This is a genomic window from Rhodanobacter sp. sgz306013, from assembly GCF_057031145.1.
Genome location: NZ_JBXCIJ010000004.1, coordinates 253,500 through 268,081, shown reverse-complemented (window position 1 = coordinate 268,081; position 14,582 = coordinate 253,500). Strand labels below are relative to the sequence as shown.

Genomic DNA, 14,582 nt, shown 5'->3' with positions numbered 1-14,582 from the left:
GCTCACGCCATCCTCGCCTGCAATTTCCCGGGGCGGTTTTCCATGAGCGCATCTCCGACGTCTGGCGGCTACCTGCGCCGCCTGGGCCTGCGCGACGCCGCGCTGGTGGTGATGGGCGGCATCATCGGCGGCGGCATCTTCCTCAACCCCGGCATCGCCGCGCAGCGCACCGGCTCGGGCCTGGCGCTGCTGTCGATGTGGGTCGGCGCCGGCGTGCTCACCCTGCTTGGCGCGCTGTGTTACGCAGAGCTGGGCGCGCGCCGGCCGCGGGCGGGTGGCAGCTACGTCTACCTGCGGGAAGCCTTCGGGCCGCTGGCGGGTTTCCTGTTCGGCTGGACCATGCTGCTGGTGATCTATTCCGGCTCCACCGCGGCGGTGGCCACCATCTTCGCCAGCTACGCGGCGGCGGTGTTCGGCCTGCCGGCCGCGGCGACGACACCGCTGGCCGTGGCGGCGCTGGTGTTCGTGGCGGGCATCAACCTGTTCGGCCTGCGGCTGGGCGTGCAGATGCAGAACCTGTTCACCGTGCTCAAGCTGCTGGCCGTGGCGGCGCTGGTGGCCTGCGGGCTGTTCCTCGCCGGCGCGGGCGCGCCGGTGCTCGCCGCGGACCCGGCGCACGCGGGCGCGGGCTTCATGGGCGCGGCGCTGCCGGTGCTGTTCGCCTACTCGGGTTTCACCTACCTCAACAACCTCGCCGGCGAGGTGCGCGAACCGCAGCGCACCCTGCCCCGCGCGCTGCTGCTGGGCATGCTCGTCGTGATCGCCGCCTACGCGCTGGTCAACGTGGCCTACCTCGCCGTGCTGGGCCACGCCGGGCTGGCCGCCAGCCACACGCCGGCGGCGGACGTCATGCAGCGCGTGGCCGGCGGCACGGGCGCGAAGCTGATCGCCGTCGGCATCGCGATCTCCACGCTGGGCTTCTGCAACATCACGCTGGTGGCCGGCGCGCGCGTGCTGCAGGTGATGGGCGAGGACGGGCTGTTCTTCCGCGTGGTCGGCCGGCTGCATCCGCGCCACCGCACGCCGAATGTCGCGCTGCTGCTGCTTGCGGGCTGGGCGATCCTGCTGGCGCTGTCGGGCAGCTACGGCCAGTTGCTGGACTACGCCACCTTCGGCGACTGGCTGGCCTGCGCGATCGCCGTGGCCACGCTGTTCCTGTATCGCCGCCGCGATCGGGACCCGCCCGGCTACCGCGTGCCCGGCTACCCGCTGACCCCGCTGCTGTTCATCGGCACGGTGGCGCTGGTCGTGCTGCAGAGCCTGCACGACAGCCCGCGCAACACCGGCATCGGCGTGCTGATCATGCTTGCCGGCGTGCCGGTGTACTGGATCTGGCGGCGTCTGTTCAGCGCGGTGCATTCCTAGCCGCCCGCGGCAATGCCACAATGCGCGGACACGTTTGAGGAGATCCCGCATGGCGCCAGCCCAAGCCCACGGTGTGCCGGTCGCTCCGGACGGCGGCATCGTGCCCGCGGCGGTGCGCAGCGGCATCGCGGTCGAGATCAACGGCGAGCACTTCGTCCACACCGGCGACCCGCAGATGCCGCTGCTGTGGTACCTGCGCGACGTGCTGTGGCTCACCGGCACCAAGTACGGCGGCGCGCACGGCGAGAACGGCTCCGACCTGGTGCTGGTGGACGGCAGGCCGGTATCCGCGATCACCCAGCCGATGGCGAAGCTGGACGGCAAGCGCGTCACCACGGTGGAAGGGCTGGCCGCGAACGACGGCGCCCTGCACCCGCTGCAGCAGGCCTTCATCGACGAGGACGCGATCGGCTGCGGCTACTGCACGCCGGGCTGGCTGATCGCCGGCGTGGACCTGCTGAAGCGCAAGCCGCAACCCACGGACGCCGACATCGACCAGTTGACCAACACCTGCCGCTGCGGCTGCCAGACCCGGGTGCGCGCCGCGATCAAGCGCGCCGCCGCCGGCAAGGCGGGCCAGGCATGAGCGCGAACACCCCGACCGGCATCCGGCTGTCGCGCCGGCGCTTCCTGCAGGTGCTCGCCGGTACCGCCGGCGCGCTGGTGGTGGGCGTGCGCCTGGCCTGCGCCGACGAGCCGCCGCTGCCGCCGGAATGGCTGGGCAACCATTTCCAGGAGCTGGGCGCCTACGTGCGCATCGACGCCGAAGGCAACGTGCTGATCGGCGCGCGCGATCCCGACACCGGCACCGGCGTCGCCACCGCGCTGCCGCTGATCATCGCCGACGAACTGGATGCCGACTGGAACCGCGTCAGCGTGGTGCCGCTGGGCCTCGGCGTCAGTGCGAACGACAACGGCCAGCCGCACTGGAGCTACGGCCGCCAGCGCGGCGGCACCGGCGACTCCATCCCCGCCGCCTGGGCCGACCTGCGCCAGGCCGGCGCGCTGGCACGCTGGCTGCTCACCCAGGCCGCCGCGCGCCGACTCGGCATCGCCGCCGACCGCCTGCGCTGCGAGGCCGGCACGGTGATCGCGCCGGACGGCCGCCGGGTGACCTACGGCAGCCTGGTCGACGACGCCGGCAAGGTCGATCTGCCGGCGCAGGCGCCGGCGCCGAAAGCCCCGGACCGCTACACCCTGATCGGCAGGCCGGTCGGCGACGTGGACGCGCATGCCATCGTCACCGGCCAGGCAAAATACGCGATCGACCACCATGAGGCCGAGGCGCTGGTCGCCGTGCTGCTGCACTGCCCGTGGCCGGACGGCTCGCTGGCGCGCATCGACACCGCGCCCGCGCTCGCGGTGAAGGGCGTGGTCAAGGTGATGCAGCTGAAGCCCGAGGCGGGCCAGCCGCCGGGCCATACCGTGATTGCGCCCGCGGTGGCGGTGCTGGCCGAGAACACCTGGGCCGCGCTCGCCGGCCGCGACCAGCTCAAGCTGGAATGGAAGCCCGGCGCCACCGCCGAAGCCGACAGCGGCGCGCTGGAGCAGCAGGCCACCGCCCTGCTCGACAGCCAGTCCGCGCCCACTACCCGGGTGCGCGACGACGGCGACGTGGACAAGGCCGGCAAGCACGCCGCGCGCCGCTTCGAGGCCAGCTACTACCAGCCCTGGCTGGCGCACGCCTGTCCCGAGCCGATGAACTGCCTCGCGCACGTCGACCATGACCACGCCCGCCTCGTGGTGCCCACCCAGGCGCCGCAGCAGGCCTGGGCCGTGGCGCAGCGCCTCACCGGCCTCGCCGCCGACAAGATCGAGATCCGGGTGCCGCGCGTGGGCGGCGGCTACGGCCGCCGCCTCGACCACGACTACGTGGCCGAGGCGGTGATGCTGGCCAAGGCGGTGAACAAGCCCGTGCGCCTGCTGTGGACGCGCGACCAGGACTTCGCCCACGACTGGTACCGCTCCGCCAGCGTGCACAAGATCAGCGCGATCATCGACGGCAGGCGCAACCTGATCGCCTGGAACCAGCGCCTCGCCAGCGCCTCCGCGCTCAGCGGCCGCGGCGTGCCCGCCGACCGGCTGTGGAGCTCGGAGGTGCTGCCCGACCAGCTGCCCGCCGGCCTGGTGCCGAACTTCCGCAGCGACTGGTACGCGCTGGAGTCCGCGCTGCCGCGGGGGCCGCACCGGGCGATGCCGCATCTCGCCAACGCGTTCGCGGCGGAAAGCTTCATCGACGAACTCGCGCACCAGCTGCGCGAAGACCCGCTGAAAACCCGCCTGCGCCTGCTCGGCGAGCCGCGCACGATCGCGCTGAAGAACGGCGGCACGCTCGACACCGGCCGCCTGCGCAACGTGCTGCAGCTGGTCGCCGACCGCATCGAGTGGAAGAACTGGCTGCGCAGCGTCAACGGCCTCGGCATCGCCTGCTGGCACATGGACGGCGCCTACGTGGCGCACGCCATCGAAACCTCGCTGCAGGGCGACAAGCTCGGCATCGAGCGCGTCGTCTGCGCGGTGGACGTGGGCCGCGTGATCAACCCGCTCGGCCTCGAGGGGCAGGTCGCCGGCGCCACGCTGGACGCGCTCTCCACCGCGCTCAACCTCGCCATCACCACCAAGGACGGCCAGGTCCGGCAGCGCGACTGGAAGAGCTACCCGCTCGCCAGCATGGCCCAGCTGCCGAACGCGGTGGACGTGATCGTGGTCGACGGCGGCGACCGCCCGCCCACCGGCGCCAGCTTCCTCGCCATGCCCACCGCCGCCCCCGCGCTCGCCAACGCGGTGTTCCGCGTCAGCGCGGTGCGCGTGCGGCGGCTGCCGCTGATGAAGGAGTTCCAGCGGCTGTCGTGACGTAGGCAATACGCGACACGACCATGCGGCGCCGCGTCCGAGAGCCAGGAGCCGGGTCCCGTGGCGCTTCGCTCTGGCCGTTGCTTCTGCGCGCCGGGAGCGCGCTGCTCTTGAGGGCCCCTGTGCGGCGGTGAGGCGTGGACGATCAGGCCGCGCAGCGGGCATCGCCATGGACGGCGATGCCTTTTCGACCGGGCAGGATGCCCGGCCGAAAAGCCCGGCCGCGCCTCACGGACTCGGAGGGCGGGATGCCCGGAGAGCGCCGCATCGGGGTGTCGTTTTCTCTTGGCTACTTCTCTTTTGGACAAGCAAAAGAGAAGTAGCTCGGGCGCCGGCAGGCGTCCGAAAGCCCTCCGCAGGCGAACTATCTCGTGGACACATTCACCTTGCCCCCAACCCCGACACGATCAGCGCAGCAGGAACAAAGAGTCCCCATATCGCGCCGAGGACCTTGCCGACCATGGCTCGCTGACGGTTTCCGGCATCCGTCAGCAATCGGCTGAAAAGCACCGCATTGAGCTGGTTGCCCATCGTGAGTCGTTCGTACTCGGGATGGCTCTTGTCGAAATAGCGTGACGAAAAGATTACGAAGCGCGCCGCGAAGAAGAACACGTCGAAAAACGAGAGAAACATCGTCAGCACGAAAAGCGCCGATACCTGCATGATGCCAGGCTCGCTGATTCGGGAGTTTCGACGGCTGCGGCGAAAGATGCCGGGGGCTGCGCACGACCGCCTATTTCTCGATCAGAGCGTTCGAGTTTATGTGGTAGCCCGCCAGCAAGGCCTTGTCGCCTTCGAGCTGGTAGTCGAAACGTTCGGTGGCATCGCCCTCGCTGAAATGCGTTTGGTAGGACAGCGAGATGAAGGTGCCCGTGGTGCCGGCATGGACGCTCCAGGCGCCGCGCACGCTGGACTTCACATCGCCGAGCTTGCGGTGCACCGCGGCCAGCAGGTTCTGCATGTCCTGCTCGCTGGTCGCCCTGCGCAGGCGATCCGAAGCCTCGGCGTAGATCTGCTGCGACTGCCCTGCATCCAACTGCTGGTGGAACTGCACGACCTGCCTTTCCGCCAGCCCTACGTCGGCCGACATGGAACACCCGGCCAGCACGGCGGCCAGCAACGCGGGCAGCGAACGGCGCACGGACATCGGCTTCCCCTTCCTCCCTATCCCGGGATGCTTGTAGCAGATCAGTGCCGCGCCCGCAGTACCCGCCAGCGCGCCAGGCTCGCCGCCGGCCAATGCCGCTCCCGGTCGTAGTACTCCGCCATTGCCGGCACGCCGGGAGGCAGCAGCACCCATGGCTGCTTCGAGGCGGTGAAGATGTGGATGTCGGGCGGGAAGCGGTCGGGGTCGTCCAGCGTGCCCACGCGCACGAAGCTGACCGCGTCGCCGGCGCCGCTGTAATGGCTCCACAGCGCGACGCGGCAATGCGGGCAGCGCGCGATCCGCTGGCCACGGCCGCTGCTGGACGGCGTCGCCACCCGCTCGGGCTCGCCTCCCAGCAGCAGCACGCGGTCCGCCTCGACCATCGCGTTGAGCGCGAAGGCGCTGCCGGTTTCGCGCTGGCACCAGCGGCAATGGCAGCAGTGCACGAACAGCGGCGTGGCGGTCATGCGGTAACGCACCGCGCGGCAGTCGCAGCCGCCGTCGAAGGCATCCACGGATGTATCGCCCATCGTCACTCCCTCCGCCTGATCAATGGAACTGGTCGCTGGCCGGCACCCAGGAGCTGGACGAAGTGGCGGGCACGTAGCGCTTCACCACTGGCCCGGTCGGCGGGCAGCCGGGCGGCGGCGGCCCGCCGGCGACGCGCGCCTCGGCGCACTGCACGCTGTTGTCCAGCACCACGCGCGCCGGCGGCGCCGCGCTGGCGGCCGGTGCGGGCGGCGGCACGCTGGGTACGCTGCCGCCGGCCACGGCCGGCAGGTTGAGCCGGTCGTAGACCTTCGGCGCCGCGGCGGCGGGCGGCGAGTCGGCGCCGCCGCAGCCCAGCAGCGCCACCGGCACCAGCGGCATCACCTTGCACTTGATGCGGATGCCGCGCGGCAGGTGGAAAGTGTGCTGCAGCGTGGTCTTTTCCGCCGCGTGGCGCAGCGCGGTGTCAATCGAGCTTTCGCCTTCGGGCGTCCAGTACGGATCGAAGCGGGTGGGCTTGTAGCTGATGCCCTTGACCTGGTGGCGCATCACCGCGGTGTCGCCGGTGGGCTTGAGCTGCACGTATTCCGGCACGTTGCCCGGCGGTGCCTGGCCGGGGGACTGGGCACCCGTGCCCGCGGTGCCCGTCGCGCTGCCTTCGTGCGTGCCGGGCTGTTCGCCCTTGCCCTCGCCCTTGCCGGGGGCGCCCGTCGTCGCGTGCCCCAGGCCATGCGAGGCCGGCGGACCGTTGCCGTGCACCGCGGCCGTCTCGCTGGCACGGGTGCTGCCCTGCGGTTCGCCGGGGCGCGCGGTGTCGCTGCCCTGCGGATTCGCGTTCGGCGCGGCGCTGATGTCGGGCGTACCCGTCTCGCCCGGCCTGGCGGCCTCGTTCGAGGCGCTGGACGCGGCGGCCGCGGGTGCGGCGGTGGCGGCGCTGGCCGGCGCCGGCGTGCTCTCGCCGGGCGACAGCGCCACCGGCGACGGCAGGCTGATCCGGGTGAGCGCCTGGTCGTTGGCGATCTCCAGCGCGGCCTTGGGCGCCGGCGTCACGCTGGGCGTGGCAGGCGCCGCTTGCGGTATCGCGGCGAGCGGCTGCTCCGCGGCCTGGACCGGTGCGGGCGCCTGCAGCCTGGGCAGGTGTTGCGGCAGGTTCGGCGCGGGCACGCCGACGGCGGCCTGCAGGCTGACCTGCGGCGCGACCTGTGCCGGCAGCGGCACCGCCTGCAGTTCGGGCGCCGGCGGCGCCGCGGGCAGGTCCACATGCATCGGCTGCGCGATGGCTGGCGCCTGCGTGGCCGGCGCCACGCGGTCCAGCGCCACGCTGGGCGCGGCGATGGTCGGCGGCGCCTGCGGCGGCAGGGTCGGCAGCGCCAGCGAAGGAGGCGGCGGCATCGGCTGGTTGCCTTCGGCCTGAGGCGCGCGCACCGGTTGCGGCTGGAACTTCGGCGGCACCGGCGGCTGCAGGCTGGGCGTGGGCAGCGTCACCGGCGGCGGCTGGTTCGCCAGCGGCACCGGCTGCAACTGCGGCGTGGGGGCGGGTTGCGGCAGGCTGGGCGGCGGCACCGGCGCGGCGGCCGCCTTCGCGGGCTGGACCGCCGCGGCCTGCGCCGCGACGGCAGGTGGATGCGGCACACGGTGTGCGGCGCTGGCATTCGCCGCAACGGCCGCGCGCGGGGTCGCCGCCGCATGCCCCTGGTGCACCGGTCCGGTCCGGCGTGGCGGCTCACCCTTCGGCGGCGGGGGCGGCGCCAGCTCGGGCAGCTCGATGAAACGCAGGGTGAGCTTCGCCGGCGGCGCCTCGCCCACCGGCGGCGGCTCCCAGGCCGGCCCGAGGATGAAGGCGAACAGGAACACCAGGTGCACCAGCAGGCTGCCGGCGAGCGCGAACACCCGCCGCCACAGCACCGGCGGCCGGGGCCGCTTCCGCGCCTGCTGGTTGAGCATGCGCGAGGAGGCGGCCAGCGGCGAGTTCAGCAGCACCTGCGCCGGCCGCTGGGCGGGCGGGCGCGGCGCGTTCGGATCCGTGGGCGGCGGCATGCGGCGAGTGTAGCGGGCACGAAGGATGCCCTGATCGACCCTGGCGCGGCCGACGCCGATCAGGGCATCCGCAGCGCAACTTCACTGCCCCGCCGATGGCCTCGGCCGCTTCGCGCGCTGCTCGCGCAGCTCCTCGTCCACCGCACGGATCGGCGTGTCGCTGGGGCAGCCGCTGGCGAGCGGCTTGCCGGCACGATACAGCGCGATACATGCCGACAGCGGCGGCGGCTTCGCCGCGTTCGGATTGGGGGCCAGCGGCGCCGGTGCCATGTTCAGGCGCACGTCGCCGTCCTTGGGCGAAGGCGGCGGCGGCGGATCGCCGCCGCAACCGCCGGCCAGCATCGCCAGCGAGACCGCGCAATGGATGCGGAGGCCGGGAAGCGGATGGAAGGTGTGCTTCACCGTGGTCTTGTTCACCGCCTTCTGCAGCACGTCGTCGATCGCATTGGTGGTGCCGTTGCCCCAGTCCTTGTCGAAGCGGGTGGCCTGGTATTTCACCGGGCTGTCGTGCCGCATGATCCGCGTGTCGCCCTGTGGCAGCCGCTGCACGTATTCGGGCTCGGACGTGCTGCCGGCGGCGGGCAGGATCGCCTGGCCGTTGCGGTCGAACAGTCGTGGCGCGGCCACGCTGGCTGCGGGCGCGGGCGCCGGCAACTGCACGCTCAGCGCGTTCCGCGCCGCCGGCTGGGCGGTGCGCCTCGACGGCGCGCGCACCGGCGGCGGCATGGAAACGGGCGGTGGCAGCTTCGCGGCCGGCGCGGTGGCGGCGGGAATGAAGCGCACCTCCAGCATATCGGCGACCGGTGCCGCCGGCCCCTGCCGAGACGGCTGCGGACGCATCGCCAGCCACACCATCGTCGCGAACAGCAGGTGCAGCAACAGCACCACGGCGAGCACCAGCCACGCCAGCCGGTAGCCGCGCGGCGGCTCGCGCCAGCGCAGCTGGCGCAGGCGCTCGGCGGTCGCGATGTCGAGCGCGAGCGTGCCGTCCCGGTCGGGGCGGGGCGGCGGCGTGACGCGGGTTGCGACCTGCGTGCGGTGGACGATGGGAATGCCTTTGCGCCGGGGGAATGGGCAAGTATGGACGGCGCTGCTTGAACCGTATCCCCAAGACCGCAGTGCCGCACGGCGGTTCCCGCACCCGGCCAGGCCGGCGTTGACGCGCGGCTAACCCCGCGGCGACGTACCATCGCCGGACTCACCCGCCATGACCGCCCCCGCGTCCGCGCCCGGACGACCATGACGGCCCGCCATCGTCAGCCGCCACGCGCGGTTCCGTGCGGCGCCGCTCATGCCGATGCGACCCGCACCTCTGCAAGAGGAGGGTCGCATCGTGTCCTACACCACGGAAAGCATCCGCAACATCGCGCTCGCCGGCCACGCCGGCAGCGGCAAGACCACGCTGTTCGAGGCCTTGCTGCACGCCGGCGGCGTGATCCAGGCGCAGGGCTCGGTGGAGCGCGGCACCACGCAGTCGGACACCGACGCGCAGGAAAAGGCGCGCGGCCATTCCATCGACAGCTGCCTCGCCGGCATCGACCGCGGCGGCTGCCACATCAACCTGATCGACACCGCCGGCTACGACGACTTCCGCGGCGGCACGCTGTCCGCCTTCGCCGCGGTGGAAACCGTGATGGTGGTGGTGAACGCCGTCAACGGCATCGAGCACGGCACGCGCCGCATGATGGAGCACGCGCGCTCGCGCGGCCTCGCCCGCGTGCTGGTGGTCAACAAGATCGATTTCGACGGCGCCCACCTCGGCGCGCTGGTGGAGGCGCTGCGCGACGAGTTCGGCCCCGAGTGCCTGCCGGTGAACCTACCCGCGCAAGGTGGCAAGCAGGTGCTGGACTGCTTCTTCCACACCGAGGGCCACACGGACTTCTCCTCGCTGGCCGCGGCGCACCAGCGCATCCTCGACCAGGTGGTGGAGATCAACGAGGCCACCATGGGCGCCTACCTCGACAACGGCGAGGCCGCGCTGAGCCGCGAGCAGTTGCACGACGCGTTCGAGCAATGCCTGCGCGAAGGGCACCTGGTGCCGATCTGTTTCGTCAGCGCGCGCAACGGCACCGGCGTGGCCGAGCTGCTGGACGTCGCGGAGCGCCTGCTGCCCAACCCCGCCGAAGGCAACCCGCCGCCCTTCGTCAACGGCGAGGGCGAGGCGATCACCGTCAACGCCGACCCGGCGCAGCACGTGATCGCCGACGTGTTCAAGATCGTCAACGACCCCTTCGTGGGCAAGCTGGGCATCTTCCGCGTGTGGCAGGGCACGGTGCGACGCGACGCGCAGCTGTTCGTCGACGACGGCCGCAAGCCGTTCCGGGTCGGCCACCTGTTCCGCGTCAACGCGAAGAACCACGTGGAGATCGAGCAGGCGGTGCCCGGCGACATCGCCGCGGTGGCCAAGGTGGAGGAGATCCACTACGACGCCGTGCTGCACGACGCGCACGAGGAGGACCGCATCCACCTCGCACCGATGCGCTTCCCGCAGCCGATGTTCGGCCTTGCGCTGGAGCCGAAACACAAGGGCCAGGAGCAGAAACTGGCGAACGCGCTGGCGCGGCTGGCCGAGGAAGACCCCTGCCTGCGCCTGGAACACCACAAGGAGCTCAACGAGACCGTGCTGCGCGGCCTCTCCGAGCTGCACCTCAAGGTGACGCTGGAGCGCATGCGCGAACGCTACGGCGTGGAGGTGCTCACCCACCCGCCGCGCATCGCCTACCGCGAGACCATCGCCGCGCCGGCCGAGGGCCACCACCGCCACAAGAAGCAGACCGGCGGCGCCGGCCAGTTCGGCGAGGTGTTCCTGCGCGTGGAGCCGCTGGAGCGCGGCGCCGGCTTCGAATTCGTGGACGCGGTGAAGGGCGGCGTGATCCCCGGCACCTTCCTGCCCGCGATCGAGAAAGGCGTGCGCCAGGCGATGGAGCGCGGCGCGGTGGCCGGCTACCCGCTGCAGGACCTGCGCGTCACCGTGTACGACGGCAAATACCACCCGGTCGACTCCAAGGAAGTGGCCTTCGTCAGCGCCGGCAAAAAGGCCTTCCTCGACGCCGTGGGCAAGGCGCGCCCCATCGTGCTGGAACCCATCGTGGACGTGGAAGTGGCGATCCCGGAGAGCGACGTGGGCGACGTCACCGGCGGCCTCGCCGGCAAGCGCGCACGCATCCTCGGCACCGACAGCCGGCGCGGCGGCGAGCTGATGATCAAGGCCCAGGCCCCGCTGGCCGAACTCACCGACTACCCCACCGAACTCAAGGCCATGACCGGCGGCCGCGGCCGCTACAGCCTGGACCTCAGCCACTACGAGCCGGTGCCGGCGCCGGTGCAGAAGCAGCTTAGCGAGGCGTGGCGACCGAAGGTCGAAGAGGACTAGCGCTCCATGGATGGACCGCACGTGGATCAACCGCGATCGCGGTTGATCCATCGGAGCCGGGCCTTGGCCCGGCGAGTCGAAAGCGGGCAGGAAAGCCCGCTTTCGACATCAGGCACGCGATCTTGCTTGAGTTCGGCCCGGATCGGCGAGCCTGTGCCTAGTAATCCCGAGCTCCCAGCAAGCCCACCGAATAGCCCGCCCTGCGCAGCCGCGAGGTGGCCTTGGAGCTCAGCACGAGCAGTTCGATCAGTCCCACCAGCGGAATGAGCATCAGCACCAGCAGCACGATCCGCCACCCCATCGGATACTCCAGGCCGCGTGCGATCTTGTAGATGCCGACCCACGACATGACGAGGCAGGCCAGCAAGGCCAGCGCGGCGATGGGGCCGACCGCAGTGCGCAGCGCGGCGGCGAGGAAGTACAGCAGGATCGCGTAGATCACCAGCTTCTGGCCGGACGCCACGTCGCCCAGCGACGAGCTCGGCTTTTCCCGGTCTTCCACCACGGCATCCGGACTCTGATACGGATTTTCCATGACTCCCCCTGATCGGTTTTGAATGACGTGCGGGCAGGCGCAACACCCTGCCCCGACTTGCCCGCAATGGGCTTGCTCGTGCCGCTCCCCTTGCTCCGGCTCACCGGCCGGCCGGCGGCTCCCACAGCTCCGCCTTGTTGCCCTCCGGATCGATCACCCAGCCGAACTTGCCGAATTCCGACTCGTCGACCTTGTCGATCACGTTGCAGCCTTCGCTGCGCAGGGCAGCCAACAAGGCGTGCAGATCGGCCACCCGGTAATTCACCATGAAAGGCGCCTGGCTAGGCTCGAAGTAGTCCGTGTCGGCCGCGAACGGATTCCACGCCGTCGTCCCGGTGCCGGACGGGTTGTCCGGCGACGCCCAGCGGAACGCCGCCCCACCCCACGCCTGGACCGGTACGCCCAGGTGGACCCGGTACCACTCGGCCAGGGCCTTCGGATCCCTGGCCTTGAAGAAGATGCCGCCTATACCGGTAACGCGTTTCATGCCAAACCTCCGAGCAACATGCGCTGAATTACTTACGATCCCTTTACCGATCCATACAGGAGGGGTTAGCCCGTTCGGTGGGTCTTGCGAAAGACGTCACGGAAGGGGTTGATATGCGTTGGCTCCACCGCCCAGTGATAACGAGCGCCGTTTCCTGGCGTGAGCGCTTCATTAAGGCTTGCCTTGGTGAAGGAGTGTCCGAACTTCTGGTACTCGATATTCGAGTTTTTAAATGGTGCAGAATGGTACTTTTCTAGAAAGTGCTGAATGAGCGCCGCCTCCGCCTCTTTGTAAGCCACCTTGTTGTTTTGGACACGAGGTGTCGCGACCGCAAGCTGAAGACCTAAAGAACCAAAGGTCTTCTCCATTTCCCTCAGCCATTTGCGATGCGACTCGACTCGCTGTTTCAGCCTACCTTCGCCAACATAAAGCGTTGGAGAAACGCCATTGGGGTACTTGATTCCAAACTTGGCCGCCAAGCGGATGGAGTACACGCAGCGACTTAGATGATGCTCTTTGATGCCCTGGCTTTTAAGCTTTCCCAGCACAACTGACCATGTTTCTGTAGTTCCGAACTTAATCCAGTGCCACTTCAACTCGAAAATTGTTTTTGCCATGCCAGCATCCTTGGGAAGACTTAAGTTTTTATGAAAGTAGGCAATTATGCTTTTTATTACCCCCCCTTTTTGCCATCGCGCCCCCGGCCTTGGAGAAGATGCCTCGGATGCCGGCAACGCGCTTCATAATAGCCCCCGAGCAGGATGTGCTTACCTAACATCTCCGCCCTTAAGCAGTGGCTCCACTTCCGAGATGGTGATTGACCAACCATCCACGAGGCGTTATCTGGATAGTTTTACGCCGCCGATCACCTTCATCCTTTGTGCTTACCACTAAACCTGCATCCTCCAGATCTTTTACATGCGGCCTAAATGCTTGTGAACTGTTAAACCGAAAATGCTCGAAGTCACTCGGCGCAAATAGCCCTTCAAGAATGACTGCATCGTTAAATACCTCCCAGGCGCGAGTTCCGACTGTTGCCCTAGCAGAGTCGTACGCCGAGCGACATTTATCAGCGAGCCACGATGAAAACGCAGCAGTCTTTTCCGCATCCAATGTCGGGTGAAGGTTCTGTTCACTTATAAACTGACAGAACTCATCCGTGTGACCCAAGAGCGCCCTAATGTTGCCAAGAAGAATTTGGTAAAGCCGTACAAAGTCTACTTTGAGTAGAGGCAAGTAGGGCGTCCCAGTATGCCGAAATGCTTCGAGACGCGACAGATAGATCTCCCCCACGGACTCGTCAGGGATTTTCTTTACGTCAATTGGCTCAAACATCATTCCGTCGAGACGAGGGGAGCCAGTAACTCCGCGAACAATCCCTAGCGCGCCGCAGAGCACCCAGCGCAGGCCCTGAACATTGAAGAGTTCATCTCGCAGCGCCTCTAAGAGGTCTCTTGCGGCTTCCGAAGTTTGCAATAACTCAAGATTGTCAATGACGCAAATAATACCACCCGAAGATTCACCGGGGAAAACTCTTGACAGAATGCTCTTAACTGCGCTTGGGAATCCTGAGAGGGTATATCCGTCACCAGTATTCGTCTCTACTGAAGAGCCTGCGCCAATCGGCCCAAAGCTACCTTGAACACCTCGCATTTGCGGGGCATTAAGCCAATTCCTGAGCCCCGTTGCTTCAACAACACTCTTAAGCCTGTCGCCTTCAATGCGCGCGGTATAATCTAGTAGAGTTTGGGCGACCTCCAGGAGAACTTCCATGATAAAAGAATCGCGATTTGAATAAGTGGTAAATTGAAATATTTTCCTACACGGAATGTATAGCGACTTTTCAGGATCCTCCAAGAAAGAATTGAAGCATGAAAATCCTGCCACGTTGACAATGCTGCTTTTGCCAACGCCATTCATCCCCTCCAGCGTCGGAAGCTTTGGCGGATTGTTGATACGCCGCGTCAGAAGCGCAAGCTCTGCCGATCGGCCCACCAAGAGCTCAGCACCCAGATCACTCGGCGGTAGCGACCTGACATTAAAGGGATTACCACTGAAGCCCCACGCCAAGTATGTTTCCATGCTGCGCAATCCTCTTTCGCTAGTTTTTCGCCATAACCCAATTCGATTATTGAATGAGATCTAATTTAGTAGCCAAATTTGGCAAAGTGTGTCGCAATCAATGAAGGCCTCGGCGCAAATCAATCCCCTTGATCACCTACCCAGTCCTGCCGTTTTTTTCTTCATCATTTCGACTCATGGCGATCCTGCCACTGGAGACAAGTAGCGACAAGCG

At 68.2% G+C, this 14,582-nt stretch carries 13 protein-coding genes; 4 read left to right on the top strand and 9 right to left on the bottom strand.

The window, feature by feature from the left end; translation table 11 throughout:
- The first annotated feature begins 42 nt into the window (after nucleotides 1-42).
- From AC2EWF_RS14195 to AC2EWF_RS14185, 3 genes are read left to right on the top strand one after another with little or no spacing between them, the layout of a single operon-like run.
- A complete protein-coding gene (locus AC2EWF_RS14195; RefSeq protein WP_483640034.1) occupies nucleotides 43-1,365 on the top strand; it encodes an APC family permease in 1,323 nt (440 codons plus the stop codon).
- A gap of 49 nt (nucleotides 1,366-1,414) precedes the next feature.
- Nucleotides 1,415-1,951: a (2Fe-2S)-binding protein gene (locus tag AC2EWF_RS14190; RefSeq protein ID WP_483640033.1), complete on the top strand. Its 537-nt coding sequence runs from the start codon at nucleotides 1,415-1,417 to the stop codon at nucleotides 1,949-1,951.
- The gene (locus AC2EWF_RS14185) at nucleotides 1,948-4,218 is read left to right on the top strand and encodes a xanthine dehydrogenase family protein molybdopterin-binding subunit (protein ID WP_483640032.1); all 2,271 of its coding nucleotides are present in this window, start codon (nucleotides 1,948-1,950) and stop codon (nucleotides 4,216-4,218) included. Before AC2EWF_RS14190 ends, AC2EWF_RS14185 begins: the two co-directional genes overlap by 4 nt.
- A 381-nt stretch (nucleotides 4,219-4,599) precedes the next feature.
- On the opposite strand, the gene AC2EWF_RS14180 is transcribed toward AC2EWF_RS14185, so the two are convergent.
- From AC2EWF_RS14180 to AC2EWF_RS14160, 5 genes are all read right to left on the bottom strand, one after another.
- Nucleotides 4,600-4,881 (bottom strand): hypothetical protein, encoded by a 282-nt coding sequence (locus AC2EWF_RS14180; RefSeq protein ID WP_483640031.1) that lies wholly within the window; start codon nucleotides 4,879-4,881, stop codon nucleotides 4,600-4,602.
- A 70-nt stretch (nucleotides 4,882-4,951) separates the two neighbouring features.
- Nucleotides 4,952-5,365 carry a DUF4019 domain-containing protein gene (locus AC2EWF_RS14175; RefSeq protein WP_483640030.1) on the bottom strand — a complete coding sequence of 138 codons (414 nt, stop codon included), beginning with the start codon at nucleotides 5,363-5,365 and terminating at the stop codon, nucleotides 4,952-4,954.
- A gap of 41 nt (nucleotides 5,366-5,406) precedes the next feature.
- Nucleotides 5,407-5,895 carry a GFA family protein gene (locus AC2EWF_RS14170; protein WP_483640029.1) on the bottom strand — a complete coding sequence of 163 codons (489 nt, stop codon included), beginning with the start codon at nucleotides 5,893-5,895 and terminating at the stop codon, nucleotides 5,407-5,409.
- A 19-nt stretch (nucleotides 5,896-5,914) separates the two neighbouring features.
- Nucleotides 5,915-7,891: a hypothetical protein gene (locus tag AC2EWF_RS14165; protein WP_483640028.1), complete on the bottom strand. Its 1,977-nt coding sequence runs from the start codon at nucleotides 7,889-7,891 to the stop codon at nucleotides 5,915-5,917.
- 81 nt (nucleotides 7,892-7,972) lie between these two features.
- A complete protein-coding gene (locus AC2EWF_RS14160) occupies nucleotides 7,973-8,788 on the bottom strand; it encodes a hypothetical protein (RefSeq protein WP_483640027.1) in 816 nt (271 codons plus the stop codon).
- Nucleotides 8,789-9,224: 436 nt separating this feature from the next.
- Here AC2EWF_RS14160 and fusA point away from each other — a divergent pair, with 436 nt between their 5' ends.
- On the top strand, nucleotides 9,225-11,264 hold the full coding sequence (fusA, locus tag AC2EWF_RS14155) for an elongation factor G (RefSeq protein WP_483640026.1): 2,040 nt from the start codon (nucleotides 9,225-9,227) through the stop codon (nucleotides 11,262-11,264).
- Between the two features lie 157 nt (nucleotides 11,265-11,421).
- Here the strand turns inward: fusA and AC2EWF_RS14150 are convergent, their stop codons facing one another.
- The 4 genes from AC2EWF_RS14150 to AC2EWF_RS14135 all read right to left on the bottom strand — a co-directional run bounded on the left by AC2EWF_RS14150 (nucleotide 11,422) and on the right by AC2EWF_RS14135 (nucleotide 14,368).
- Nucleotides 11,422-11,799, bottom strand: a complete 378-nt coding sequence (locus AC2EWF_RS14150) for a hypothetical protein (RefSeq protein ID WP_483640025.1) — start codon at nucleotides 11,797-11,799, stop codon at nucleotides 11,422-11,424.
- 100 nt (nucleotides 11,800-11,899) lie between these two features.
- Nucleotides 11,900-12,286 (bottom strand): VOC family protein, encoded by a 387-nt coding sequence (locus AC2EWF_RS14145; RefSeq protein WP_483640024.1) that lies wholly within the window; start codon nucleotides 12,284-12,286, stop codon nucleotides 11,900-11,902.
- 65 nt (nucleotides 12,287-12,351) lie between these two features.
- A complete protein-coding gene (locus AC2EWF_RS14140; protein ID WP_483640023.1) occupies nucleotides 12,352-12,903 on the bottom strand; it encodes a hypothetical protein in 552 nt (183 codons plus the stop codon).
- Nucleotides 12,904-13,072: 169 nt separating this feature from the next.
- On the bottom strand, nucleotides 13,073-14,368 hold the full coding sequence (locus AC2EWF_RS14135) for a hypothetical protein (protein ID WP_483640022.1): 1,296 nt from the start codon (nucleotides 14,366-14,368) through the stop codon (nucleotides 13,073-13,075).
- Nucleotides 14,369-14,582: the final 214 nt, after the last annotated feature.